This is a genomic window from Paenibacillus rubinfantis, from assembly GCF_001486505.1.
Taxonomy (GTDB): domain Bacteria; phylum Bacillota; class Bacilli; order Paenibacillales; family Paenibacillaceae; genus Fontibacillus; species Fontibacillus rubinfantis.
Genome location: NZ_LN909065.1, coordinates 723,952 through 747,520, shown reverse-complemented (window position 1 = coordinate 747,520; position 23,569 = coordinate 723,952). Strand labels below are relative to the sequence as shown.

The 23,569-nt window shown below is 46.1% G+C and carries 24 protein-coding genes and 2 tRNA genes; 21 read left to right on the top strand and 5 right to left on the bottom strand.

Going from position 1 to position 23,569, the window contains the following annotated elements:
* Window positions 1–4 precede the first annotated feature (4 nt).
* The 17 genes from BN3277_RS14955 (at window position 5) to BN3277_RS14875 (ending at window position 17,173) form a co-directional block, all read left to right on the top strand.
* Window positions 5–4,147, top strand: a complete 4,143-nt coding sequence (locus BN3277_RS14955) for a phage tail tape measure protein (protein WP_059043934.1) — start codon at window positions 5–7, stop codon at window positions 4,145–4,147.
* Window positions 4,148–4,690, top strand: a complete 543-nt coding sequence (locus BN3277_RS14950; protein ID WP_059043933.1) for a phage tail domain-containing protein — start codon at window positions 4,148–4,150, stop codon at window positions 4,688–4,690.
* Window positions 4,691–4,707: 17 nt separating this feature from the next.
* Window positions 4,708–5,106, top strand: a complete 399-nt coding sequence (locus tag BN3277_RS14945) for a phage tail fiber protein (RefSeq protein WP_089153369.1) — start codon at window positions 4,708–4,710, stop codon at window positions 5,104–5,106.
* Window positions 5,107–5,122: 16 nt separating this feature from the next.
* Complete coding sequence (locus tag BN3277_RS14940; RefSeq protein WP_059043929.1) at window positions 5,123–6,493, top strand: hypothetical protein; 1,371 nt, start codon at window positions 5,123–5,125, stop codon at window positions 6,491–6,493.
* A 14-nt stretch (window positions 6,494–6,507) separates the two neighbouring features.
* Window positions 6,508–6,738, top strand: coding sequence for a hypothetical protein (locus BN3277_RS14935; RefSeq protein ID WP_059043927.1), 231 nt, complete (start codon window positions 6,508–6,510; stop codon window positions 6,736–6,738).
* A gap of 107 nt (window positions 6,739–6,845) precedes the next feature.
* Window positions 6,846–7,388 carry a hypothetical protein gene (locus BN3277_RS14930; RefSeq protein ID WP_059043925.1) on the top strand — a complete coding sequence of 181 codons (543 nt, stop codon included), beginning with the start codon at window positions 6,846–6,848 and terminating at the stop codon, window positions 7,386–7,388.
* A gap of 94 nt (window positions 7,389–7,482) precedes the next feature.
* Window positions 7,483–8,001 carry a phage distal tail protein gene (locus BN3277_RS14925; RefSeq protein ID WP_059043924.1) on the top strand — a complete coding sequence of 173 codons (519 nt, stop codon included), beginning with the start codon at window positions 7,483–7,485 and terminating at the stop codon, window positions 7,999–8,001.
* Window positions 8,002–8,012: 11 nt separating this feature from the next.
* Window positions 8,013–10,190 carry a phage tail protein gene (locus tag BN3277_RS14920; protein ID WP_082691463.1) on the top strand — a complete coding sequence of 726 codons (2,178 nt, stop codon included), beginning with the start codon at window positions 8,013–8,015 and terminating at the stop codon, window positions 10,188–10,190.
* Between the two features lie 63 nt (window positions 10,191–10,253).
* Window positions 10,254–10,835, top strand: coding sequence for a hypothetical protein (locus BN3277_RS14915; RefSeq protein ID WP_059043921.1), 582 nt, complete (start codon window positions 10,254–10,256; stop codon window positions 10,833–10,835).
* A 297-nt stretch (window positions 10,836–11,132) separates the two neighbouring features.
* Window positions 11,133–11,540: a DUF6941 family protein gene (locus tag BN3277_RS14910; protein WP_059043919.1), complete on the top strand. Its 408-nt coding sequence runs from the start codon at window positions 11,133–11,135 to the stop codon at window positions 11,538–11,540.
* Between the two features lie 5 nt (window positions 11,541–11,545).
* The gene (locus BN3277_RS14905) at window positions 11,546–12,103 is read left to right on the top strand and encodes a hypothetical protein (RefSeq protein ID WP_059043918.1); all 558 of its coding nucleotides are present in this window, start codon (window positions 11,546–11,548) and stop codon (window positions 12,101–12,103) included.
* A 76-nt stretch (window positions 12,104–12,179) separates the two neighbouring features.
* Window positions 12,180–12,392, top strand: coding sequence for a hypothetical protein (locus BN3277_RS14900; RefSeq protein ID WP_059043915.1), 213 nt, complete (start codon window positions 12,180–12,182; stop codon window positions 12,390–12,392).
* 29 nt (window positions 12,393–12,421) lie between these two features.
* The gene (locus BN3277_RS14895) at window positions 12,422–12,631 is read left to right on the top strand and encodes a BhlA/UviB family holin-like peptide (RefSeq protein ID WP_059043913.1); all 210 of its coding nucleotides are present in this window, start codon (window positions 12,422–12,424) and stop codon (window positions 12,629–12,631) included.
* A gap of 5 nt (window positions 12,632–12,636) precedes the next feature.
* A complete protein-coding gene (locus BN3277_RS14890) occupies window positions 12,637–13,548 on the top strand; it encodes a peptidoglycan recognition protein family protein (RefSeq protein WP_392396633.1) in 912 nt (303 codons plus the stop codon).
* A 16-nt stretch (window positions 13,549–13,564) separates the two neighbouring features.
* On the top strand, window positions 13,565–13,786 hold the full coding sequence (locus BN3277_RS14885; RefSeq protein ID WP_059043909.1) for a phage holin: 222 nt from the start codon (window positions 13,565–13,567) through the stop codon (window positions 13,784–13,786).
* A gap of 218 nt (window positions 13,787–14,004) precedes the next feature.
* Window positions 14,005–16,596 carry a lipase/acyltransferase domain-containing protein gene (locus tag BN3277_RS14880; RefSeq protein WP_059043906.1) on the top strand — a complete coding sequence of 864 codons (2,592 nt, stop codon included), beginning with the start codon at window positions 14,005–14,007 and terminating at the stop codon, window positions 16,594–16,596.
* Between the two features lie 25 nt (window positions 16,597–16,621).
* On the top strand, window positions 16,622–17,173 hold the full coding sequence (locus BN3277_RS14875) for a hypothetical protein (protein WP_059043905.1): 552 nt from the start codon (window positions 16,622–16,624) through the stop codon (window positions 17,171–17,173).
* A 141-nt stretch (window positions 17,174–17,314) separates the two neighbouring features.
* Here BN3277_RS14875 and BN3277_RS14870 read toward each other — a convergent pair whose 3' ends face one another.
* On the bottom strand, window positions 17,315–18,586 hold the full coding sequence (locus tag BN3277_RS14870; RefSeq protein WP_059043903.1) for a Kelch repeat-containing protein: 1,272 nt from the start codon (window positions 18,584–18,586) through the stop codon (window positions 17,315–17,317).
* Window positions 18,587–18,767: 181 nt separating this feature from the next.
* Here BN3277_RS14870 and BN3277_RS14865 point away from each other — a divergent pair, with 181 nt between their 5' ends.
* The 3 genes from BN3277_RS14865 to BN3277_RS14855 all read left to right on the top strand — a co-directional run bounded on the left by BN3277_RS14865 (window position 18,768) and on the right by BN3277_RS14855 (window position 20,691).
* Window positions 18,768–20,039 (top strand): DNA polymerase IV, encoded by a 1,272-nt coding sequence (locus tag BN3277_RS14865; protein ID WP_059043901.1) that lies wholly within the window; start codon window positions 18,768–18,770, stop codon window positions 20,037–20,039.
* On the top strand, window positions 20,036–20,368 hold the full coding sequence (locus BN3277_RS14860) for a YolD-like family protein (protein ID WP_059043899.1): 333 nt from the start codon (window positions 20,036–20,038) through the stop codon (window positions 20,366–20,368). Before BN3277_RS14865 ends, BN3277_RS14860 begins: the two co-directional genes overlap by 4 nt.
* A gap of 259 nt (window positions 20,369–20,627) precedes the next feature.
* Window positions 20,628–20,691: transfer RNA gene (locus tag BN3277_RS14855), tRNA-Met, on the top strand.
* Window positions 20,692–20,891: 200 nt separating this feature from the next.
* On the opposite strand, the gene BN3277_RS14850 is transcribed toward BN3277_RS14855, so the two are convergent.
* The 4 genes from BN3277_RS14850 to BN3277_RS14835 all read right to left on the bottom strand — a co-directional run bounded on the left by BN3277_RS14850 (window position 20,892) and on the right by BN3277_RS14835 (window position 23,210).
* Window positions 20,892–21,746 (bottom strand): manganese catalase family protein, encoded by an 855-nt coding sequence (locus BN3277_RS14850; protein ID WP_059043897.1) that lies wholly within the window; start codon window positions 21,744–21,746, stop codon window positions 20,892–20,894.
* Window positions 21,747–21,852: 106 nt separating this feature from the next.
* Window positions 21,853–22,011 (bottom strand): aspartyl-phosphate phosphatase Spo0E family protein, encoded by a 159-nt coding sequence (locus BN3277_RS14845; protein WP_059043895.1) that lies wholly within the window; start codon window positions 22,009–22,011, stop codon window positions 21,853–21,855.
* Window positions 22,012–22,274: 263 nt separating this feature from the next.
* Window positions 22,275–22,937 carry an S-layer homology domain-containing protein gene (locus BN3277_RS14840; RefSeq protein ID WP_232436430.1) on the bottom strand — a complete coding sequence of 221 codons (663 nt, stop codon included), beginning with the start codon at window positions 22,935–22,937 and terminating at the stop codon, window positions 22,275–22,277.
* A 72-nt stretch (window positions 22,938–23,009) separates the two neighbouring features.
* The gene (locus tag BN3277_RS14835; protein WP_232436429.1) at window positions 23,010–23,210 is read right to left on the bottom strand and encodes a hypothetical protein; all 201 of its coding nucleotides are present in this window, start codon (window positions 23,208–23,210) and stop codon (window positions 23,010–23,012) included.
* Between the two features lie 166 nt (window positions 23,211–23,376).
* Here BN3277_RS14835 and BN3277_RS14830 point away from each other — a divergent pair.
* Window positions 23,377–23,462 (top strand) — tRNA-Leu (locus tag BN3277_RS14830).
* Window positions 23,463–23,569 lie beyond the last annotated feature (107 nt).

Genomic DNA, 23,569 nt, shown 5'->3' with positions numbered 1-23,569 from the left:
GGAGATGGCAACGGAAATTGGTGAGCTGAGGGCCCGAATGACAGCGGAAGCCTCGCAATTCAAAGTTGAATTAAAAACTACCAAGAAAGATATCGCCGACCTTGGAAAAGGAGCGAGCGACTCTGCTTTAAGCTTCACCAAGCTTAATACTGCTTTGTCGAACGTAGGGGCATCTGGGAAACAAGTTGCCAAGATAAACGAAGCGCTGCGTCAAGCTAATCCGGAGTTACTGCGCAAAGGGATTGCTGAAGTTACAAAGGAGCTCAAGAATTTAGGCGCAACAGAAGCAGAGATAGCGAAGATAACCCGTGAACTGGAAGATAGTGCGAAGGGTGCAAGCGGACTCAACAAAGAAGTGAAGACGCTTGGAGCAGCTTACGCTGGCTTAGCAGTGGCAATGACCGCTGTAATTGCAAAGGCTATCGAAACTTCGCGCACATTTGAACAGTCAATGGCAAACGTCAAGGCGATCTCACAGGCCACCGGATCCGAATTTGAGTCGCTTCGCGATCAGGCAATTGCACTTGGGTCGAGCACAGTCTTTAGCGCGAGCCAGGCAGCTGATGCGCAGGCCTTGTTGGCGCAAGCTGGTTTTCGTACCAACGACATTCTTTCTGCCATGCCGGGGCTTCTCGACCTCGCTGCGGCCGGACAAACGGATCTCGCTACAACAGCTGATATCGCAGCCTCAGCGCTGAACGGGTTCGGGCTAGCGGCGGAGGAGTCCGGAAGGGTTGCGGACGTGCTTGCAAAATCATCTATTGATACCAATGCTGATATAACGGATCTTGGGATGGCCATGAAATACATCGCTCCGGTGGCCGCGAGCATGGGCGTCAGCATTGAGGAAGCGACAGCAGCCGTTGGCGAACTTTCTAATGCAGGCATAAAAGGGGAAATGGCGGGGACACAACTTCGAGCGATCCTACTAGCGCTCGCTTCTCCTACGCAAGAAGCAGCCTCTTATATGCAACAGCTCGGCGTGAGCATTCAGGATGCTTCAGGGCACATACTTCCGCTCGGGAGTATCGTAGGCCAATTACAGGGCGCCTTTGCTCGTCTGACAGAGGCTCAGCAAGCCGACGTGGCAGCCACGCTTGTCGGTCGCGAAGCCGCATCTGGCTTTATCACCCTGATCAAAAACGGTAAAACCACCCTCGACAACTACACCTCTTCTCTCCAGAACGCTGGTGGTACTGCTCAACAAGTGGCTGAAGTGCAAATGGATACGCTCAACGGGGCGATCAACGAATTACAGTCTGCCCTCGAAGGGGCGGGCATTACTGTGGGAGATATGTTCGCTCCGGCCATCCGGGACGTAGCCGAGACTATAACGCGCGCATTGATTGGGTTCAATGACCTGAACCCTGCATTACAAGCGGCTATAGTCGCCTTGCCTGCAGCTACTGTCGGCGCGCTTGGTTTGGCAGCCGCGATTGGCGCGGTGGCAATCGCGCTTAAAGGGTTGCAGATCAGTTTCCCAATTATCGGTGCGGTATCCCTTGCTATCGGAGCTCTTGTCGCTGGTATTTCCGCTATCGCATCGTGGTCGAATCAGGCAGCTGAGAGCGTAAGAAAACACGATGAGGCTCAAAAATCGCTCAATGAGACCCTTAACCAGTCTCCGCTTAATCGCTCGGTTGCAGAACTGGAAGAACTCCAGAAGAAGACTGAGGAACTGAATGGAGTACTACACGAGCGCGCGCTCCTGCAAGAACGCTTAAACGAGATGGAAGCTCTTGCTGAAAAAGGACAGGGTACTCCGGAAATGTTGTCTGAGGCCATGGACATCAACGATGAACTTGAAAAAATGGACAAGAAGCTTCGCGAGATGGGTTACGACGGTGTTGAAGATGCTACAGCAAAGCTGGCGGAGATGAAAAAGGCTGCCGAAAACTCAACGACTGCCTTATTCGAGATGCGGAAAGAAGAAATAAACGATCTGGCCACAAAGAAACAAACCCTAGATTCTGTTGATAAGCTGGTTGCAAAATATCATGAACTGAACTCCAAACAGGAACTCGACACCGCGCAGAAACAGGAATTGATAGCAACCGTCAATGCTTTAAAACGAGAGTATCCGGATTTAAACGCCATCATGGATGAGGAAGGGCGTATCCGCGGGCAAAACATCGATCTTATCGAAACGCAAATTCAAAAGGACCGCGATTTCATAAATCAGTCCGTGCAGTCGCAAAAAACGTATATCCAGAACCTGATTACGACAACGGAGCAGCAGCGCAAATCGGTTGAGGCGCAAATTAAGAACTATGAGAAATTGCTTGGCGCAATGAATGCACTCAATGGAGCTCGGAACATCAGTGAGGGAAAAGGCCCGGTAAAATCAGGCGTGAGCGATGCTTTGAAGAAAGCGAACCCATCAGTTTCTAATTTCCTAACGGATACGGAGAGTAAACAGAGCAAGCTGAACGATCTGTATGCGGAACAAAATGCCTTCGCTGAGCAAGAGCGGGAAATGCAACGGGCGCTAAATAGCTTAACCAGTGGAGATTTCTCGGATAGCAGTATAAAAAATGGAATCAACTTAACTAAACCCGGTAAAGAGAAAAAGGAGCAAGCCGGTAAGACCGCCGCAGAGCTCCGAAAAGACGCCTACGACGCCGCTATCGCCACGGTGCAATATCAGTCCGAAATGTACGACTGGACAGCAGACCAGCAGATCAAGGCCTATGAAAAGGTGCGTAAGCAGCACCAGAAGCACCTCAAGGAGTCGATCGAGGACGAGCGCCAGATGAACCTGCAACTAAAACGCCTGCAGGAGGACAGCGTTAAGTCCAGATACGACTTTTCGGCTGAATGGATCGACCGCGAGGAGCGCCGGATGGAGGAGTCCGGAAAATCCGAAAGTGAAATCGCTCAGATGAAGATCGACGCTTGGACCAGGGTGCGGGATCGTTACGCCAAGGACAGCGAGAATTACAAGCAGGCCGACGAGGAGCTTTACCGGGCTAAAAAGGAGTTAATCAAGCTGCAGGAGGATGCCGAGAAGGAGGCTGCCAAGGCCCGGGAAGAACGCGTGAAGGAATACCAAAAGCAGAATGATGATCTCGTTAAGTCCGAGTTGAAGGCGATCGAGAAAGCGAAGCAGGCGGATCTGGACGCGATCGATAAGAGGCGGCAAGAATACCTGGATGCTCAAAACGAGAAGATTGCCGCCATCGATGAGCTGCTGAAGAAGGAAGAAGAGCTCAACGCCGACGCTGATTATGAAACACAATTGGCCGAAAAGAAGGCTCGTCAAGCTCTGCTAAGCACTGCAGTTTCCCCGGAAGGACGTAAGGAGCTGGCCGACATTACGGCTGAAATCGAGCGGATGCAGCTCGAGCATAGCCGGGAGCTCCGGAAGCGCGACCTGGAAGATCAGAAGGACAAGCTGGAGGACGAGAAGGACGAGAAGGAGAAAGCCTACGACGAGGAGAAACGGCTCACCGAGGCCAGATATGACGCCCTAACCGAAGCTCTGGAAGAACACCAGGACGACATCGAGTTTATCGAGTCGGCCATTAAAGATTTCCGGATTAGCTCCAATAAGGAGGCCAACGATCAAATCCTCTCCGATTTGGATCAGTTCGTGAGCGAGTACCGGAGCCGCATGGCCGAGATTACATCCCTTTCGTCCGCGGCGTCTGCCGGCGGATCAATTGGCGGCGGTTCTTCTTTCTCTCAGGCTGAGCTCGACCTTGCGGAGTACAACGCCAACAAGGATGATTGGGACGCAGCCAAGGCGCGGGGGGACAAGGAGGAAATGGCCCGGCTGTCCGCCAGGAACGAGGAGATCCGCCGGATATATGGGATTGAGAAGGATACCGGCAAGCTGGACCGACTGCCAAGTTTCGACGTTGGTGGTGTGATCCCGGGTCCCGCAGGCACTCCGGTACCGATCGTTGCTCACGGCGGAGAAATCTATTTGAACCCTGAGCAACAGGCGAATCTTTTCCGAATGCTTGATGCACCAAGGACCCCGCCTGCCGACCGCGCGCCGGCGGCGCCGCAGCAGATTATTCATAACACCTTTGATATGTCTGTTGGAACGGTTGAGGTCAATGATCAGACGGACGCCGAGATCCTTTATACGGAACGCGAGCGGGCGGCGCGCCGGCTTGCAACGACGGGAGGTGGGAAGTAGATGGAAGACTTTGATGTATCAGTAAACGGTGAATGGATCTCCGAGGTCACTGGTGCTATCCTGGTCTGGCGTAACATCCCAGGTCTGCCCGAGGCGATCGAGAACTCTGTGGAGATCGCGGAAAGAGATGGAGCTATTGATTTTGGGAGTACTTACGGAGCCCGGCCAATTGGCTTGGGCTTTTTTATTGTCGGGGATTATGACACGACGGTCGGGCTGCTGATGCGAAAATTCAACACGCGCCGTGGCCAACTCGATCTCGTTTTCTCGGATCGCCCCGGCAAGCATTACTTCGGAGAATACCGCGGGACAATGAGCTGGGATGAATCAACCGGGAACCGGGTAATCGACATCCCGCTCAAAATGTACGATCCGTTTCCTGAGAGCGATGAGCAAATTACTGAGTTGACCATCACCCAATCCCCGCAGGTAATCTCCATCGAGTCGGCCGGCGACGAGCGCGCTAGCCCTGTGATTGTATTGACCAATACTGGAACGACGACACTGACGGGCTTCAAGATTCAAAACGAATATAAAAAATAGGAGATGATCACATGGCCATGCAAATTTCAAACTGGCTCTCAGAACAGCTTCTCAATGCCGCGCTCCGCGGCATCCCTTTTGACGCGCCAGATGAGATTTACCTAGCTCTCTACACAAGCGATCCGACATCGGCTGATACGGGAACAGAAGTTAGCGGTGGCGGGTATGCTCGGCAGCAGATCGTGTTTGCGGCACCTACGGTGGAGGCGGGGAAGCAGACGGCAAAAAATACGACGGACATTGAGTTTCCGATCGCGACGGCGGACTGGGGGCTGGTATCTCACGCTGCTCTTAGGACAGCGGCAACCGGTGGAAACTTACTGTGGTCTACGCAGGTGCCGAATCCACGGACAATTCAGAGCGGAGACCGACCGAAATTCCCAAAAGACTTAACGATTGTTCGCTTCAACCAGTAGAAGGGAGGCGCTGTAATTGGCACAAGAAGTTATGTTTTCGCCGCAGTCAAATAGCCCTGTAACAGAGTTGGCTGCAGAAATTACAAGTTCGGACAACGTCGTCATTGTGGTGGCTGGCAACCTTCTGCCGGCCGCCCCGAACGTTGTCACACTTGGCCTTGATGAGCTGGCAGAGACGATTTATTACGCTACCAAGAATGGGAACGAGCTATCTGGTGTGGTTCGTGGTTACGACGGTACATCAGCAAAAGGGTGGAGTACGGGAACGCGGGTAGCCAGGTATTTGACGGCACAGGACATTTCAGCTCTACAGCATAATATTTCTGACCACGAGACGAGAATCAGTGGTATCACATCGGAAACGATCAATAAAATAACGCCAAAGCTTGTTGATGATTTGCCTGCGCTGTATCCGATCGGTTTGAGTGTGTTCAGCCTCTCGCTCGCAGCTTCGGATCCATGGAAAACGGCAATTGGGTACCCAGGAAGCGGACATTCGACGCTTGTTCAAACGTCTAAGGCCAATGACAGTCAATACAGCATCATTCAGCGCGTTACGTTTTCGAGCGACCTTGGCATTGAAGCAATGTTTGAGCGGAGCTCGACCGCGAACAATAGTTGGAATGGCGCCTGGATCAAAGTCGTTTCTCGCGGCGAATTTGATCAATTTAAGAACGAAGTTGATGCGCATTTGGCGGATTATATTCGGCAACCGGGGTTTGCGACAACAGGCGGTACGAGTACAGCATACACCGTTACTCTCGACCCAGCACCGGCAACACTTCCAGGGGGGTTTGGAATTACTATCGTGCCTCACGTGGCAAACGGAGCAAATCCAACCCTTAAGATCGGCAACTTTACGGCTTTACCGTTGAAAGACCAAAAGGGCAACGCATATGCTGCAGGAAAACTGCTGGCCGGGAAGCCTTATGCATTTAGAAAAGTTGGGTCGGATTTTTTAGCAGATAGCGGTAGCGGGGTGGAGGGAGACGCTACCGCGAACGATTTACGCCTCGGCAAAACGGCTACGGTTGGCTCTGGTGATGTTATTACAGGCACTCTCGATCTAACAAATCTCTTGCCAAGTAATATCAAAAAGGACATAAGTATTGACGGAGTAGTAGGCACCTTGGAGCCGAGCAATCCACAACAAAATGATCAACAGGTCTTAATGCCCGCCAACTCTAGTGTTACTATCACACCTCAAATAGGCAAGATTGTAGTAGCTATTGTGTTTGGTGATAATGTACCAGCGATTAGGTTTTTAACTGGGTACCAACAATCAGGACAGTATATATCAATTATCTCTATGTCAGGTGCATCATTTGTTATTAGAAGTACATTAACATTTTCATCAAATTTTAGAGCGGTGAGTCTAGGTATATAAATTAGGAGGCGAAGATGATTATGTATGATTATGTTAATACCCACTTTAATACGGATCGGCAAGGTGTATCGATCATTTTCTATTCACCGGAAAATGAAACCATCACTATAGCAGTTAGGATTGAAACTTTTATTGAAATGTTCTCCCAACCACTTCAATTGGCAATGGAAAATGGGACAGATCCAATGGAAGAAATTAAAAAGTTTGATCCTGAAAATACATTAGGATACAATAATTTAATTTGAGTGTTAAATCGGACGAAATAACGCATCAAAAATTTTGGAGGAAATTATCTCCAAATGTCGAATTGTAGCTATGTAATTTATCCGTAACTATAAGGAGACATTTGATTATGAACCAATCTGAGTTATCGCATCAGTTATTTTTAGATTTTAAAAAGAACCCTATGTTTGTAAAAGACTTAGCAAAATCATCTGATATGGTTAGAAAAAACCTGAAAGGTATACTAAAAGGCTTCGGCGACAAAAACTCAAAACAGAAAACATATTTATCCTGGATTCTTGAAATGTCAGAAAAAGATTTCTATTTGTTGTCACCGGCACAGGGTCAGTTTTTCCTGATGAACAGAAAATTGAATAGTGCAGTTCTCTTTAGATACTGCACAACAATTACGGAAGAAACTAAGAGGATTTTGAAGGATTGTGATGAATGTATAGAAATTATTGAATTACATTCTACCGAAAGGGGACAAGGGACTAGAATTATGAGTGATTTTATCCACTTGTCTCAAATAACTCAACTTCCACTTGCCCTTTATGCTGAAACAATTGAATTAACGCATTATTACGAAAAGTTCAATTTCGTTAATCATGGAAAACTTGGAAGCAATAAAGAATTTTTAATGCTGAGAACTACAGAGAGTAGTGGGGAGTAGAAACTACTTACAGGATCGCGAGGGGAAAACCGTACTCATTCTGAGTACGGTTTTTTATTTCAAAATCAGAGCACAACCCGAAAGGAGCAGTATCATGTTCGGCGGTCCATTTACCAGGTTGCCATTTAACCGTCCATTTAGCGTCGAAACCGTCTTTTCCGTTGTGTTTGAATCCGATCCGGGGATGGATACTCGAATGAATCTCGACATGGCCATTTCCGCATCATTCGATATGGAAACAGAACTAGCCGCAGATATGACGCGAGAGATCCGTTTCGTTACCCTGTTTGAGGCCGCATCAGATATGGTCGTCCAGATGATTAGAGAACGTCTCTTCGCAGCAGGATTCCATTCTGAGACGGAACTGGCGGCAAAAATGTCCTTATACCACGTTGACTCTATCGAGTTCACAGGAGAATTTAAGCCCGGGGACAAGATCATCATCGATAGCGAAAAATTCAAGATCACTAGAAACGGCGATAACGTCTCTAATCTCTATGTCGGAGATTTCTTCGACCTGAACCTCGGCACGAATAACCTAACCTGGACGGACCCGGCTACAGGGAGGACGGTTCTGATCCGCATTACGCATCGTGACAAGTTCTTATATTAGGGGGCGATATCTTGCCAAACCCAACCATGCAAGTGTTCGATAAGAATTTCAAGCGTCTGGGCACCCTGATCGATGCCTATGGTATCGAACGACGAAGACGGCTGAATTCCGATTATGAGCTGTCTTTTTTTGTGCCCATGTCTTCGGACGACTATCTGGAGAAAATCCAGCAGAAGGGCCACGTTATGGATGAGCGCGGCCAGTATTATGTGATCAACAGCCGCAAGCGAGACCGGTCGAAGAAGAAGCTGACGGCCCTGATTACGGCTACGCACGTCATGTTCAAGCTTAACGATTACAAGGTGCCGTACGATGATTACATTTCCGAGGCCTACGGGGTGCACATCTCCACGTTGCTGGACAAGATCAGTGGGTGGACCGGTGACAAGTTCACGTTCCAGGTACATGACACATTCGACCTTTGGGATATTAAGGACTTTGGCCGGACAACCGCGCTGGCCGCTCTTAATCAAGTGATCAACTTGTTCGGCGCCGAGATCCGACCGGACAACTTCGTGATTCACATCCATAAAAAGATCGGGTCTCAGACTGATCGGTACGAGTACCGGACGAAGAAGAACATCATCTCCGATTCCTTCAAGGACGATGCCACCGGACTTGTAACCAGGATGTACGCTCAGATGAAGGATGGCCGGACTTGGGTCGGGATGTCCGCTGACAATCTGACGGCGGAGGAACGTAGCTTGCTGCAGTCGGTCCCGGGGGCCATCAAAGACGGGAAGGTTATGGTCAACTACCTATTGTCCCCGTACGTAAACTACTGGGGTAGCGACAGCGTCCCCTTCTTCGATGGAGAGAACGTTCAGCAGGACATCGAGGATCCGCTCGAGCTGTTGAAGTCCACCCGGGAAGAGATGCGTAAGAAGGAAATGCCGGAGTTGGAGATCAGCTTGGATGCAGCGGATATGCATAAGATCGACCGCGATGAACGGCCACCGGGCCTTGGGGACACTGCTACCGTATATGACCCGGACATGGAGATGCGCCGGATCGCCGTACGGATCGTGGAGCTGACGGAGTACCCGTATTCGATTGACCAGCACTCAAAGGTGACGCTGGCCAACTTCGCGCTGAAGGATGACATCGATCTGATTGCTGACCTAGAACGATCTCGGAAGGTGATGGAGAATCTTCTTTCCGGCGGCCGGATCCGCGCGGATGTTTTCGAGGCCTTCGCACGGCAGGCGGTGATCGACATCAATAACAGTAAAAGCGAAGTTGTTTATGATACCCGCGGCATCGTGCTGCAGGATGTCGATGATTCGGACGTGCAGATGGTGTTGGCGTCTCGGGGGCTACTTATTTCGGAGGATGGCGGCCAGACGGCTAGAACTGCCATCACGGGCCGGGGTATATCAGCAGAGGTCATAACAGGGCAGCTCGGCTCCTTTGTGAGTATGCTCATCGGCAGCGGGAATGACGTGACCCAGATCAATCCTAATGGCATTGCAGCTGGACATGCTGACTTTAACAGCGCGCCGTTCCGAGTCGATATGAAGGGGAACCTTGTGGCCAACAAGCTGACGGCAAACGCAGCGCAGATCAAAAGCTCGACCTTCACTGACGGGGCGATCGTCGGTAGTAGTATTAACGTGGGGAACGGTAAATTTACGGTGAGTTCGGCCGGAAGCGTATATGCCGAGGGGGGCATTTTCTCTGGAGGTACCATTACAGGGGCGTTGTTCAGGACAGCGGCGAGCGGCGCCCGCTTTGAGGCAAGTTCGACCGGGTGGCGGACGTACGACTCAAACAATCGTGAGCGTATCAGTATCGCTATCAATAATCAATACGGTATGAGTGCCATCAATTTTGCCAATTCGAGTGGCGGAGCAGTCGGCTATATTAACGGCGGCGATTCCCTGTTTCAACTTACTTCTTTGGTTAATATCTTGATTGCAGCACTTAACGGTAGCACTCAGTTCCAGGGGAATGTTGATTTTTCATCCGCGTCTGTTCAAGGGATATCTCTTTCTTCAATCGCAGGACTGTTATCAAGATTGGCAACAATAGATGCAGCTGTTGATTCAAAGGCGGGTATTAATAGCCAAACAGATACTGCGGGTCCTTATAATTGTGGCATTCCGATAGGGACTCAACTTGCAATCGCAGGTGGTGGCTCCGTTGCGTGGGCTGGTGTTCCAGCGCATACACATACCCAACGACAATAATTTTCTCTAGAATAATTATTTGTCGTATACTGGAAATGAATATTATTCTAGGGGGAGTTTACGATGAAGAAGTTCATTTCCGGTTTGATTGTAGGTTTGTTGTTATTTGCGGGAACTACAGTTTTTGCGGACTCTGCCAAAAGCCTGTTAGGAAAGAAAGTTCAAGGAACCTTTGAGGTAGCGTTCAACGGTAATCAAATTGGCGATGCTGCTGTTATTGATGGATCCACATACTTGCCTGTCAGAAGTATTTCTGACGCTGCTGGGATCAATATTGCTGTGGAAGGGAAGAAGATTATCTTGACGACAAGTGGTAGTCAAATTGTTCCTGACGTTACGGATGCAGAAACAGACGCGAAGAATAAGGCGAATGGAGATATATCGGCAAGAATCGGTATATTAAAAAACAATATTAAAACAAATGAAACGAACATCCAAATCGAACGCGATGAAGTCATTGCTCCACTGCAGAAGAAGCTCGCTGAACTAAAAGCCGCAGACGACGGTACAGACGTATCCAAGCAGGGAATTGAAATTGTAGAAGGGAAGATCTCCGACAGTCAAAAATTAATCGCAGAACTCCAAGCCAAAATTGACGCTGCCGATGCAGAGATCAAGCAGCTCGAGGCTCAATTGAATAAGTAATTTTCGTATTCCATAATATTGAGATGAGATTTGTGATTCGATATGCTAATAGAAAAAGGATCCGGCGCCCCTACTCCCTGCACAACACTTGGTTGGGAACCCCCAGAACAAGCTGAACCTAACCCGTTCCCGTGGTGCTAACCTGGGCGGGTTAGGTTCGTTTATTTAGATATGTGAGGAGTGCGAAAAGAAACATCCCGTGAAAATCACTTTATGATGTCATTTAGTAAAGGGATTTTAAAAAAAACGTCGAATATGTAATTAGGATTATTAATACATTTAAGGAGTAATCTCAAAATGTTTGACGAAATTCTACTTAATTATATCCTCCTTGTGGAAGATGTTAGTTACATACCGGTAAATGAGGATGATAAAGATAAAAAATTTGCATTAATAGAGCCACTGACAGCTATTAGATTCAACGGGTTTCCTGCTAATTTTTCTGCCATTCTTCTTTACTCAATTACAGGTCTGAAAAGTAAAAATAAATATTATATTGAAGTAGACATTATTGATCCTGACAATAATAAATTGGCGGAGTTAGAAAACGATTTTGAACCCATAGAAGGAAGTGAGTACTCCGCATCTATTATAGCTAGTAGTATTGATATACAACTCCCCACTGCAGGAATATATAAGTTTATTCTAAAACTTGATGGAAGAGAACTAGGGAAATACATATTATTTACTGATCAGATGGAGTAATAGATATGGAAAACAAAATTATTAGTTACCTCGACAAACAGTCCACGGATAAATTAAAATCAAAATCAGAATATAAAAATAGACGAAGTTACATAGAGAATAAGTCGGCTTTACGTTTGGTTAAGTCTAGTTATCATGACGAAATGTCAGCAGCTCCTCTAGTAAGTGCAGGACGGGAGGAATTTAATATGGACGAAGTGACAAGAGAGTTGATAAGTCGCTTAGATAAAGATATAAGAGATCATAAGCAAGAAATTAGGGATAGAGACGCCGCCCAACGTAGTGATGCACAGGAACGTGAAGCGCGTTATCGCGAGGAGATGCAGGAACAGAATAGAATCTTCAGGCAAGAAGCTAAAGAGCGTGAAGAAAGAATGGAGAAAATGGTTGCTGGACTATCTTCGGAGATAAAAGATATTAGATCGGAAATTAAGGATATAAAATCAGAAGTTTCTCAAAATACCAAACATGTTCAATCCTTGGTCACTGCAAATATTTGGGGCTTGGTTGCCACAATTGTTGCTATTGCTGCATTGGTAGTGACAGTGATCTTAACAAGATAATAATAAAATAAAGTGTTTACCAGAGTCTGCAAACCATGCAGGCTCTTTTATTTTGCCCGGAGAGGAGGTGAATACAGTGGCAGTGGTTACGAAAGTAGACGTGTCGATCGATCTGCAGCACCCGGTACGTGAGGTCTCTGACATCATTACGCTGATCCTCGGCATGTATCCAGGAAGAGAAATCGAAATCTTGCGGGGTATCGATAATGAAGTTGGGTCGGCGTTGGCCAGACTGGAACATGCGGCGGCGCCGGCAGCTGATCCGGAGAAGGAGCAGCCTTCAGAATAGATAGATATTAGGAACGGGGGGGATGAAGCATGGAGAATGATTTGCTACGGTATTTCCTTAGCCAAGGGCCATTCGCGGCGCTATTCGTATGGTTACTCATATACGTGATGCGCGCGAACAAAGAGCGGGAGGGGCGGCTGCAGGACTTACTGGATAAGTTTTCGGACAAGCACGACGTGATCATCGGGGAGCTACGGGACATCAAGGGACGCTTTCCCGGGCATCACAAGGAGGGATGATTGAATTGGACAAAACCAAATACACGATCGAGCGCCGGTACATTACCAAGCGCTCAAACACACGGCCAGGCACCTGCTTAAAAACGGGAACGCCGGCCTTTTTTGTTGCCCACGACTCTGGTAACCCGGGGGCAACGGCGGACAACCATTTTGATTACTTCAACGGCCTAACAGACCGATCGGCTTCGGCCCAGGTTTTCATCGACGATACGAAGATCCTGGAGATCATCCCGACCGGTACCGGCCCGGATCCGGCGGAGAAAGCGTGGCACGTGCTTTACAATGTAACGACTGACAATGACCAATTCGGTTACGACGCCAACGACGCGGCGCTAGGGGTGGAGCTGTGCTACGGCGGCAAGATCACCTTCTCAGAGGCTTACAAACGCTTTGTCTGGTATCTTGCCTACTGTTGCGACCGCTGGGGCAAAAACCCATCGACCCACATCGCCAGCCACAAGCAGCTAGACCCCGCCAGAAAGAGGGATTGTGAACAAGCTTTGGCGGTCGGAGGCAAGACCCTGAAGGAACTGATCAACGACGTGGCCGCTGAACTGGCAGCAACGGTCACTCCGCCGGACTTTGTCCCGCTGCCAGACGGTATCGCTCAGGCGCTCATCGACAACTATGTCTCGCCAGCATGGTTTGCGGCCCAAAAGGTCGGGGACGAGGTTGGCAAGACCCATTTCCACAACCTGGCCAACAACCTCCGGATGGCCGCGGGCATTCCGCTGACTCCCGGGGCGCCCGCCGCGACGCTGACCAAACTGCCGAAGAGCAACGCCCAGGAGATCATTTTCCGCTGGCTCTCCCCAGCATGGTTTAAGGCAAAGGCAGCTGGAGACAAGACGGCGATGCAGCATTACAACAATCTGGCCAACCACCTCCGGCGTGCCGCGGGCATCCCGGAAGAATAAGAGAGGGGAATGTAGGATGAGCAAGAAAAGATGGCGGAACTACGCGCTTTGGATTAGTATTGTATCCCAAGGCCTGCTGCTCGTGCAGCTTATTGGGCACTTGACGGGGGCGTTTGACCTGACCGACGTAATGAAGCAAGATATTTTAACGGCGACTGATCTAGTCCTTGGTATGTTGGCTACGTTAGGGATTATTAGTAATCCGACTAAGCCCGAAAGTAACGGATATAATTTATAGAATGCGGCCATAAGCGAAAAACGACAAAGTCGACACGATATTTTGTCTGGCAAGTAAAATTCAATATCTAATAGGGAGCCAGAAAATGAACAAGAAGAGATGGTTCCCTATTATTTTGGCAATTTTTGAAAGTTTCGTCTAGTTCTTTGGGAGGATAATGAAGCATGGTGTCGAATTAACCAGATGAGTAATATTATGACATCTGGAGGGATGGAGTTTTGTCGCAACCATTTATTTTATTTGTACCAGGAATAAAAGGTAGTGAACTTTATGAGGGTGATAACAAAAGATGGTTTCCCAAAAAAAATGATGATCTCATTGCAATGAGTATTAATAATGAACTGCAGCCAGGGAGGCCTCTAGGTGTTGTCAATGCTTTTGGTATTTTTAAAGTGCAGGTATACAAGCCTTTGCTTGATTTTTTTGAACCAAGTAATTTTGACTTCTTTTCATATGATTGGAGACAACCATTACAAGACACGGTGGATTTATTAGTAAAACGAATTATCGGCTTAAGCCAAAAATACACAAATGTTATACTTTTGGCGCATAGTATGGGTGGTATACTGTCTAAATTAGCAATAAATAATCTCGATTCATTAGGGTTTAAGGATTTAATAAAAAAATTCATAACTATTGGGACGCCATGGCACGGATCTGTTGATGCATATAAAAGTTTGGCTTTTGGGGAGCCAGGAATATTTGATGGATTGAATGCTTTCTTTGGGTTTCTAGATGATAAAAAGACTCGACAACTAGCTATTCAGTTCCCTTCCGCCTACCAATTGCTTCCGAGCCGTTATTACTATGAACAATTAGATGAAGGTAAGTTTTTACTTGCAAACGATAATAGAGAAATTACATATGAAGAATTCATCATCAAAGTTCAAGGATTTTTTAATGAGACCATTAGAGGTGATGAAAACAGCATAAATATTTGGGAAAAATACATGAAGCCAATTCAAGAATCTATGGCTTTGGATTTACCCGAGTATATTGACCACGATTGTTTAATAGGTTGTCAAGTTCCCACTATTTATAGGTTGCCTTTCGAGGTGCAAAAAGCCAGAATTCCTTTCAAACAAGATTGTGAATTTGAAAATGGCGATGGAGTTGTTCCTATTATTAGTGCAACCCCAAAACATAGTGCGAATTTATTTTACTGCACTGGAGAACATACAAGTCTTTGTGCTTCTAATGACGTTTTGGACTTTATTAAATGGTCAATTGATGGAAAGATCAATAAGTGCCCACTGGGAATCTCACTCGAACCTCAAAATGAAATGTTGAGAAGAAGCGTCAAAGCCAAGATAATGTGCCCGGTTGATTCAACAATTCTGGATTCTGAGAATAAATATGTAGCAGGTGTATTTGATCCTAATATCGAGGAAGTAAGTCCATTAGCAAAGAATAACTCAGTACTGTACTACAGTATAGGCGAAGCAAAGTATGTTTTCTTTAAAGAAAATGTAAATGAAGATATCTATCTGAAAATCAATTCTTACGATATGGGTGTAGCTGATATCTCGGTCAAATACTATAAAAATGATGAAGAAATTGAGCAAGTTTTTGAACCAATTCCTGTATCAGATGAAATATCTGCTACTTTACTTATCCCTTTGTCTAATAAAGAAGACAAAGCTGAGTTAGAAGTTAATAAAATGAAAAAAGATCCGGTTGTTATAAAGAAGAAGGAGAGGTTAACACAACCAATTAACCTTCCCGCGATACCAAAATTAAAAGTAAAAGTATCAAATTATGGGGATAAAATTAAATATCGAAGCGTTTATTCAGGAAGTATTGAACTATATATTACATCTAATAATTCTGAAATTATGGATGGAATTTACTATCAAGTAGATGATAAAATTCCAAGTAAATATGATTCCAAAGTGGAGCTTCTCCTTGAGTCAGGAAAACATGTTATTAAAGCTTTTGGCAAGGATATTTATAATAGACCTACTCCTGTTACGGAGTATTCGTTTACGATTGACAATAATGAACCAGAAACGGCTATCGATGTATCCATAAACCCCGATGGACTCAATCTTAAATTCATACCAATAACCAACGGCTCAAATGCTACAACTTATTATCGTGTTGGTCAAGGGAACTTCAATGAGATCGATTCAAGTTCTGAGGCAAATCTAAAAATAACAGACTTAGCGGTTGATCCTAATAGATTTATGGAGATTGAATATTTCTCCGAGAATGAGTTTGGAAAGATTGAGAGTCCTAGAAAATTTACTTTTGGACTTGGTAATATACCTATTTTGATGTGGGAAGAATTTTCATCTGCAGCAAATCCAGAAATGATTTGGAACAATCTTTTTAGAAACACTGAGTTAAACATATATGAATTTGATATCTACTTGTTGGAAAAAGGATTAATAAAGGCAACACCAAATTCAAATATTGGTGATAATGTTAGAGGAGTATCGTTTAAATCAAGATTGGTGAACATAGAAGTACGTTACGCTGAAAAATATTCGTTGTACTTTGAAGGGGCGCCTACAGAGGTTTTGGAAGTTGGGCAAACATACAAATTTTCATTCCAACTTTTGACTGAACGGAGTAAGGAACAAATAACAAATACAAAACCAAGGGCGAAATTACGCGCTGTAGGGAGAGGAACAGCGAACCTTCCAGATAAGTCAATATCATTAGATATATCAGATGGGATTTTTTATGGCTCATTTACCGTAGACGAAAATTTTCTTAAGTACAAATACAAAATAATTATTACCGACATAAAAAATACAATTCCTCCACTTAGAGAAATACCGCTTATAATGAAAGAAGAAGACTGATTTTAGAAGGGAAGGTGATGGAGCTTTGATTTCAATCGTAATTATTCAATTAGGATTGTTGATCGTGCTACTTCTATTCGCCTTCTTCTTACATCAGAAAAAAATCTGGAAGGCAACATTTCTTGGAAGCACAAAAGATGGTTTATCACTTATTGTTCAAATTTCCTTATTGGCATGGTCATTGATTTCTGTAGTTATTGGTTTGTTTTATTTACTTGCAAATGCCAACAGCGATTTGTCATTTCAGTCACTTATTATTTTGGGAATCCCATTGGTTGTGTTGATTACTTATATCGGAAAAATCATGGTAAGCAACTTGCAATCAAAACAAGAAGTTCATGAGCTATCTAGAATAAATAAAGAACTAAGTAATTGGATTAGCTTATTTCCTTTTGTTGATAAAAAAAATGTAAGATTTAGCTTATATACATCTAGAGGCAGGGTAGTTGGACGAATAACCATACAAGATGTCGACAGAGAACAAGCTCTAACAATTAATGAGCGAAAAAATGAACTCCCCAAGGATGTTTTTTTGGATATAATTACTTCTGACGGGGAAGACATAATTCTTCACTAATAAAAAATAGCCTTCAGCAAATCAGCTGAAGGCTATTTTGCTGCAATTTACTCAACATTTGATTAGAGCAGAGTATCGTATATAAGCTGCAAAGCAAACATTAAAGGAACCGCAAAAAGCGACTCTAAATAATTTCCTAAACTACATAGCCCGAGATGATGTGATTTCGTATTCATTTACCTCAAACGTCAGAATGTTATTGAAGATTACATAATCAGTTCGCTTACTAAAAGGCCCTTTGTTGTTATTGTGTTTATCAATTGCATACTTGGATGGGCCAGAGCCGGAGTCTTTAGCATCGTACCAGCTCAAGAAGGCATTAACCTCATCCATCGAGAGATCATATTCTTTTTCGAGACCAGTCGTGAAGGTAATACTTATAATTGCACGTTCGCCTGTCGGTTCTGGTTCTGGTGTTGGGTTCGGTTCTGTAGGTACAGTTGCAGGCGTGAATTCTTCAACTGTCTTAGTTAAATTAAAGGGGTTAAATACGCCACCACCAACAACATATATTTTTCCGTTCACAACTGCAGTGCCGAAGCCAGTACGGGCGATATTTAAGCTTGGTGCTTCCTCCCACATATCCTTGATAGGATTGTATACTTCAACATCACTAAGGGATTGCCCACTTGTTGCACCACCGCCTATGCTATATATTAGTCCATTTAAAACAACTGTTCCCGAACCGTCTTTTGCAATTAACAAATTTGCTTTATCGGTCCATATATTTGTTTTTGGATCATATTCACGAACATTTTTATAGGAAGTTAGACCATTACCGCCGCCGACAGCGTAGATCTTGTCGTTAAAGACAGTAAGTCCGACTCCATGCAAAGCAGAAGGCATGCTAGCTGCAGTGGTCCATGTATTTGTTTTTGTGTTGTAGACTTCAACGGTTGCGACAGTTGCTGTTTTGGAACTTATAATCCCACCAATAATATAAATTTTATCTTCATAAGTAACTGAACTTGCCCATGCCTTTCCTATCGGCATATTTTGTTTTACTTCCCATGTGTCCAGTAGAGGGTCATATACATAAACACTAGATAAGACTATTCCTCCAGTCATGGTATAGCCATTGCCTGTGTATCCGCCGAAGATATAAATTTTACCATCTACTGTGGAAGCTGTAGTCGCTGTTGCAGTAAAAGGCATATCATTTTTTCTAATCCATGAGTCATTAATAGGATCGTATTCATAAACGGTCTTTATTAAGTCTGTTGACGAACTCGATACTCCTCCAAATAAATAAATCTTTCCATTTGCTTCAGCCGTTGCTGAGCCTACGATTTGAGTAGGAGCTTCGTTCTTCAAAACCCAACGAGCCTCAGCTTCGCCTTCTGCGAACGTGTTTGTTCCAAAACAAAAAATGAAAACAAAAAATGAAATAATAGATAGCAAGGTTTTCTTCATAAGTATTCTCCTTAAAAATATATTTGCGAAGTAATGATACAAGCATCTTGATGGATTGTCTAAACAATAATGTCTATATTTGAAAATCAATGTCGAAAGCAAAGGAAAATTTTCTCATTGAATAAAGAACATATATTCGCATATAATACAAACAAACGTTCGTATTTTGCGAGGGGGAGTGATGGTGAAATCGGCTAAGCGTATTATCATGCTTGTTGATTGCCAGTCCTTTTATGCCAGTGTGGAAAAGGCGGAGAATCAACAGTATAAGGATCGTCCGTTAGTGGTCGCAGGAGATCCAGAGCGCAGGTCCGGGATCATCCTTGCAGCGTGTCCGATAGCTAAGCAATACGGAGTGACGACGGCAGAGACGCTGGGAACCGCACTGGCAAAATGCCCGGATCTCGTCGTTATTAAGCCACGGATGCAGACTTACATCAATGTATCAATGCTCATTTCGGATATTTACAAAACCTACACTGACCTGGTCGAGCCTTATAGCATAGATGAACAATTTATAGATGTTACGGGGTCTATGCATCTATTTGCAGATAGCCCAGAGGAGCTTGCCAGAATAATCCAGAGCCATGTTCAGTTGTCAACAGGCATCTATACCCGCTTTGGGATTGCCGAGACAAAGATTCTCGCGAAGACGGCCTGTGATAATTACGCAAAGAAAAATCCGTCCGGCATTTACACCCTGACCAAAGAAATGTTACCAGAAACCCTTTGGACGCGACCCGTCAGCGATATGTTTATGGTTGGGAGCCGGATGCACCGGCATTTTATGTCTATGGGGCTGCACACAATCGGTAACGTCGCTCAAACGCCTCTCGGCAAATTGAAGCAAATGATGCAGCGGAAGTTTGGTAAAAACTCCGACATTCAAGCGGAGCTGTACTGGCGAATCGCGAACGGTATAGATGATAGCCCTGTTAAGCCAGGGACGCATCAGGCGCCACCAAAATCAGTGGGGCACATGATGACCTTACCTCGCGACTATTACAAACTTGAGGATGTAAAAGTGGTCCTACTTGAGTTGACGGAACTTGTCTGCATGCGCTGCCGTGAGTTGGGCTACATGGGTCAAGTTATATCCGTCGGCTGCATGGGTGCGGATTTCGATCGCCCAACCGGATTCTCCAGGCAGATGAAAATGCCAGATCCGACCAATGTCACCAAGCAGGTTTTCGACGGGGTAATGACATTGTTCCGCCGCCATTGGAATGGTGAACCAGTCCGTAAGGTTGGCGTCTCATTGTCTGGGCTGGTAGGAGCAGAAGAATACCAGATCACGTTATTCGACGATCGGCCGAAGTACCAGGCGCTTGAAAAAGCAACCGATGAAATCAAACGTCGATTCGGTGACTCAGCGATACTGCGGGCATCTTCACTTACGACTGCCGGCCAGGCACGGCGGAGATCGCAACTGATTGGAGGTCATCTCAAATGAAAAAGCTGGAAGGTAACGGTCTTTGGGAGTCTAGCCGGATGATGCTACCAGAGCATAAAGAAACAATTATTCGCAAGCGGATCGAAGAGGGGAGGAAGCGGCGACCTGAGCTTGATCCACAGGAAGCGGAGCTGATCGAGCGAGCGATTGCTGAGGCGTTCCGGGAGCGTCGGCGGATCACCCTTCGCATTTGGGGCGAGTATGAAGATACTGAACTGAACGGGGGAGTAGTAACTGTTCAGACTCATCTACGTGAGATTAAGCTATCTACTGGGAATGGAGAGTGGCAGTGGGTAAAGATATCGGACATCGTTTATGCCAGCATATAAGAAGTGTTGCCGGATGCAAACAAGAAGAACTATAATAGTTGAAGACGAAGTTCAGGATTTGCTGTAGCTTCGAGGGTCGCACATCCTGAACTTGGTTAAGTCTAAGGACGTGTGATCGCGGTTATTACTCGACTCCAAATAAAAATGGTCACGTAAATGGTCACAAACTGACTTAAACTCAGTTGAATAAATACAGTAAAAAGGCGATAAAATCAATGTTTTTTAAACACACACAAATCCACTTTAACACTTCCTCTAAATCAGTTGGTTAGAGCGGTCGGCTCATAACCGATTGGTCACAGGTTCGAGTCCTGTAGGGCCCATATGCGCGAAACCCCCTTGATTATCAAGGGGTTTTTGCTATTTCTACTGTGATAATACAATCACTAGAATCGCCCAAACTAGCAAATACCCACCGATAATAAGCGCAATGAAGCCCCTGAATCTCTTGAGGGATCCCTCTTCCTTTAACAACAAGCGCCGCCTGACCCCATCTTATAGGGATCAAGCGGCGTTAATTGTTCTAGGTATTCAAATCATGCAATCCAGGGCTATGCTCGTTTGGCATTTCCGGCAGGATCGGGACCGGGAAGCCCTCTGGCGGTTCGGTGACCTTAAGGTCGCCGCCATTTCGGCTTGGGGTTTGGCCGCTGAAGATCTCACCGATCCGCGTAGGATCAAGTCGGAAATTGAACTGGGCATTGTGGAAGCCCATATCGACATATTTGCGGCATTCGGGATATTTGTTGATATCATAATTCGGTACGGGGAACAGCTTGCCCCAATCGACTCCCAGCGTCTCGAGCGCCTTGGCAAAGGCGTTCTGATGGGCGTTATCGCGGACGATCAGGAATGCCAGTGTTTCGCGGAACGTTTTGTTCGAGCTCATTTCGTAGATCCGCGTTTTTTGCAGGACCCCGGTGGATTCCAGCACGAGATTGTCCAGCAAGTCGCTGATCAGGTTGCCGTGGCTGTACACATAGTTGCCGTTCCAAGGGTTGCCCGCCGCATCCACCGGGAGGGAGCTTTGAGCGCCCATAATAAAATGATGCGGATTCGCATGCTTGATGGCTTCGTCCAGCGGGGCACCATCGGCACCGGCGTTTCCGGGCATCGACTCGCCTGCACCGGTGAGCAATTGGTTGATTGTATGCTGAACCAGTTCAACGTGGCTGATCTCCTCCAGAAAGACACCGCGAATCAAGTCACGGTATTGGGTTGCTGTCCCCCGGAAGTTGCTGCTTTGGAAAAAAAACTGCATCATCGTTCGCATCTCGCCAAATCTTCCGCCCAGCGTTTCCTGAATGACTTTCGCCGCTGCGGGATCCGGCCGATCCGGAACGATGAGGTTAATCAAATCTTCTTTATAGAAATACACTTGGGTATCCCCTTCCTCCTTGTATTGATTTTCCTGCTTCTATTGTGGTTATCCATTAAAGATCTTATTCCAGAAAAAAAAGGAGCCGCTCTCGCGGCTCCCTGATTCATTTGACTTGCTTTTGGATCACCAATCGATGGTATTCGTTGAGTAATTCGTCAAGTCGTTGGCTGACCATGACCAGTTCCCTATCGGCCAGCCGTTTGCTTCCGGCAAGTCTATTTAATTCCGTCCGGAGCTCTTCAATTTTGAAGATTAGATCCAAGGCGAACAACTCCCAGAATTGAAGTATCTATGTTATACGTCCGCTGTGCACTGGCGACCGTCCTGCGGATCCCACTTTATATCTGTCCGCACCAGGCTAAAGTGGTACCTATACCTTCTATGTCCGATTTTGTAAATCCTCCCTAAATTCTGAGATAAAATGCAAAAAACTGTCGATTCAGTGAATTTTATTAAAATTGCGAGTTTTTCGGGAACTAAAAAGGACCGCGATAAGCGGCCCTTCAATGGTTAAAGAAAAGGTGATTACTTGCTGTCCGAAGACGGCGCAGGGTGTGCAGCCAAGTATTCGACCGCATTGTAGGTCAGTACCGCTGCATCCGCCCGTGTAATCAGATCGCCTGGATGGAACTGCTGATTCTCATCCAGCTTCGCGATTCCCAGCACCAGCGCGCGTTGCACCGTACCTTGATAGGAAACGTTGAGTTGGTCGTCATCGGAAAATTCCACAGGTTTGATATTGATCTTTGGCAAATCCCCGTGTTTCTCCATCGCTAAAATCAATTGATGGGTAAATTCTTCACGGGTCATCGGCTTGTCCGGGTTGACGGCGGCGTCCAGATCAAAGCCGCTGTTCTGCGCAATAACGAATACAGGAGCATACCAGGCGTCGTTCTTGATGTTGGAGAAATAGTCGCCGGCTCCTTGGGTGACCTCCGAATTAAGTTCCAGTCCCAGCAGGTTGACGATCAGTTGAACGCCTTGGCTGGTCGTTAATTGGTTGTCTGGCAGAAAGCTATCGGCACCGACGCCGCGGATAATTCCTTTGGCTTGCAGCGCGGAAATGCTGTCTTTGGCGGCGGATTGGCTCACGTCTTTGAAGGTACTTGCAGCGGCGAAGCTTGGTCCGGCAAGCGACATACTCAGAATGGTGGCGGCGGACAACAGGGCTAAATTACGTTTGAACATCGGGGTCATCACCTCGTCTTGTTATTTTTGACAACTACTAGACGAGGGTTTACTGAAAATGTTGCAAGGGAATTAAAAAGATTTTCCAAATGGAATGATTCGAGTCACATGATGGATTTCGTCGAGGCATACCCACACGGCTCCTTCTGATGTGCGTAATTGCACCTTGTCTGGAGCGGAGCCCCACTTGGGTAATCCGGTCATCATTTGACCGTCATGCAGTTGAACGACCACTTGATGGCCAAGGGTAACCGCCATTTTTAACTCGTGCATGAAACTAAACCTCACCTTTCCTGATATTCGAGCCAATGGATACTACAATTAACTTACCATAAATCCCAATCGAATAGTTTATCGGTTGGGGACGGTCTGGATTTTTGGTTGAATTTCATTTGGTTTCTGTATATAATCATAAATACGGGATTTTTCATAAGGATGTGCCGGGGTGGCGGAATAGGCAGACGCACAGGACTTAAAATCCTGCGGTTGGTGACAACCGTACCGGTTCGAGCCCGGTCCTCGGCATCTACACAGGGAAGAGCGTATTCGATTGACGAATACGCTCTTTTTTTGTAGGAATAAAGGCTTATTTTCGTCAAAAACTGTTACGAAATTTCTACCAAATGTCGATA

What these genes read in the sequence shown, in the direction of transcription:
- BN3277_RS14895 (WP_059043913.1), top strand. Translation starts at nt 12,422, where the DNA reads ATGGAGAATGATTTGCTACGGTATTTCCTTAGCCAAGGGCCATTCGCG.
- BN3277_RS14955 (WP_059043934.1), top strand. Translation starts at nt 5, where the DNA reads ATGGCAACGGAAATTGGTGAGCTGAGGGCCCGAATGACAGCGGAAGCC.
- BN3277_RS14930 (WP_059043925.1), top strand. Translation starts at nt 6,846, where the DNA reads ATGAACCAATCTGAGTTATCGCATCAGTTATTTTTAGATTTTAAAAAG.
- BN3277_RS14870 (WP_059043903.1), bottom strand. Translation starts at nt 18,586, where the DNA reads ATGAAGAAAACCTTGCTATCTATTATTTCATTTTTTGTTTTCATTTTT.
- BN3277_RS14925 (WP_059043924.1), top strand. Translation starts at nt 7,483, where the DNA reads ATGTTCGGCGGTCCATTTACCAGGTTGCCATTTAACCGTCCATTTAGC.
- BN3277_RS14915 (WP_059043921.1), top strand. Translation starts at nt 10,254, where the DNA reads ATGAAGAAGTTCATTTCCGGTTTGATTGTAGGTTTGTTGTTATTTGCG.
- BN3277_RS14860 (WP_059043899.1), top strand. Translation starts at nt 20,036, where the DNA reads ATGAAAAAGCTGGAAGGTAACGGTCTTTGGGAGTCTAGCCGGATGATG.
- BN3277_RS14865 (WP_059043901.1), top strand. Translation starts at nt 18,768, where the DNA reads ATGGTGAAATCGGCTAAGCGTATTATCATGCTTGTTGATTGCCAGTCC.
- BN3277_RS14935 (WP_059043927.1), top strand. Translation starts at nt 6,508, where the DNA reads ATGATTATGTATGATTATGTTAATACCCACTTTAATACGGATCGGCAA.
- BN3277_RS14905 (WP_059043918.1), top strand. Translation starts at nt 11,546, where the DNA reads ATGGAAAACAAAATTATTAGTTACCTCGACAAACAGTCCACGGATAAA.
- BN3277_RS14910 (WP_059043919.1), top strand. Translation starts at nt 11,133, where the DNA reads ATGTTTGACGAAATTCTACTTAATTATATCCTCCTTGTGGAAGATGTT.
- BN3277_RS14945 (WP_089153369.1), top strand. Translation starts at nt 4,708, where the DNA reads ATGCAAATTTCAAACTGGCTCTCAGAACAGCTTCTCAATGCCGCGCTC.
- BN3277_RS14950 (WP_059043933.1), top strand. Translation starts at nt 4,148, where the DNA reads ATGGAAGACTTTGATGTATCAGTAAACGGTGAATGGATCTCCGAGGTC.
- BN3277_RS14885 (WP_059043909.1), top strand. Translation starts at nt 13,565, where the DNA reads ATGAGCAAGAAAAGATGGCGGAACTACGCGCTTTGGATTAGTATTGTA.
- BN3277_RS14835 (WP_232436429.1), bottom strand. Translation starts at nt 23,210, where the DNA reads ATGCACGAGTTAAAAATGGCGGTTACCCTTGGCCATCAAGTGGTCGTT.
- BN3277_RS14840 (WP_232436430.1), bottom strand. Translation starts at nt 22,937, where the DNA reads ATGTTCAAACGTAATTTAGCCCTGTTGTCCGCCGCCACCATTCTGAGT.